The sequence below is a fragment of the Cohnella yongneupensis genome, assembly GCF_042655785.1.
Lineage (GTDB): Bacteria > Bacillota > Bacilli > Paenibacillales > Paenibacillaceae > Cohnella > Cohnella yongneupensis.
Genome location: NZ_JBHSNC010000060.1, coordinates 2,274 through 3,603, shown reverse-complemented (window position 1 = coordinate 3,603; position 1,330 = coordinate 2,274). Strand labels below are relative to the sequence as shown.

Annotated in this window: 2 protein-coding genes; both read left to right on the top strand. The window is 44.1% G+C overall.

Features of this window, described 5'->3' with window-relative positions:
* The first annotated feature begins 322 nt into the window (after positions 1-322).
* On the top strand, positions 323-700 hold the full coding sequence (locus ACFPQ4_RS24695; RefSeq protein ID WP_378114620.1) for a GNAT family N-acetyltransferase: 378 nt from the start codon (positions 323-325) through the stop codon (positions 698-700).
* A 427-nt stretch (positions 701-1,127) separates the two neighbouring features.
* Positions 1,128-1,330 (top strand): hypothetical protein (locus ACFPQ4_RS24690; RefSeq protein WP_378114619.1); only part of this gene is annotated, 203 nt, incomplete at its 3' end.

Here is a 1,330-nt window from a genome sequence, read left to right as displayed (position 1 = left end):
AATGCAAATCTAGAAGTTAAGAAGGAATGGATTAGAAGATTGCAATGGACATTAAATACAAATTTTGTAGAGTGAATTCAATGAAGAGGGTCCTTCACATAACACCATATTCACGCTTCGGGCCATTCGGCCCTCGGTCCGGCAGAAGTTAGAAGTGGATTCGGAGAGGTATCTCAGCAGCGGGAAGTAGAATCAGCCGGACACATCCGCACCACCTAACCGCATCGCGGCCGCCCTTCGGGCTTAAGGTGGTAGGACGTCGTGAATACAACAACGTTATCTGAAACTCCCAATAAACACACAACAACTTAGGAGCAATATTATGACAATCATATTCAAAGAAATTCAAGAACTTTTCCACTCGGTGGATTGGAAATCAGGAGATTACCCAGAAGATCTTAAACAAGCAATAAACAACTCGCATACGGTTATAACTGCATGGGATGACACCAAATTAGTTGGCTTAGTGAATGCTCTTTCTGACGGAGTGATGACAGTATATTTTCATTACATGTTAGTTCATAAAGAATATCAATCGTTAGGAATTGGAAAGCGAATGATGGAAAACATGCTTAGTCGATATTCTAATATCAAAACAAAAGTGCTGATATCTTATGAAAGTGCAGAAAATTTCTATGGAATATTTGGATTTAAGCCAGAGGAAGGAACTAAAGCCATGTTTATTTCAGAAATGGTATAGGATCTTTTGAGTTTATCAAAGAAGTTGGGAGCATCAGATAACACCATATTCACGCATCGGGCATTCGCCCTCGGTCCGGCATGAAGTTAGAAGTGTAATCGGAGAGGCATTTCAGTAGCGGGGAAGTGAATTCAGCCGGACACATCCGTACCGACTAACCGCATCGCGGCCGGCTCCTGGCGGAGCCTTAAGTCGGTGGGACGTCGTGAATACAACAACGTTAGCTGAAATCTCTCTTGCTCTGGAGGTTAAATGATATATTAGGGTTGAAGTGAAACGAGATCCATCGGCGACGGATGATACTTTAAAGTGCAGCATGATACTACGTCAAAACTGATTCGAAGAAGTAGAGAGACATCAGCTAACATGGGATTCACGCTTCGGGGGACAAACCCCCTTCGGTCCGGCAGGAGTTGAAGTTGATTCGATGAGTATTTCAGTTGCATGGAAGCAAATTCAGCCGGACACACCGCACCGACTAAGCGCATCGCGCCCGGCGACATTCGTCGCCTTAAGTCGGTGGGGCGTCGTGAATCCCTGGACGTTAGCTGAAATCTCTCTTGCTGCGAAGAGTAAAGAACATATTAGGGTTGTAGATGTACGAGATTCATATGAGCAAGAATGTGATAG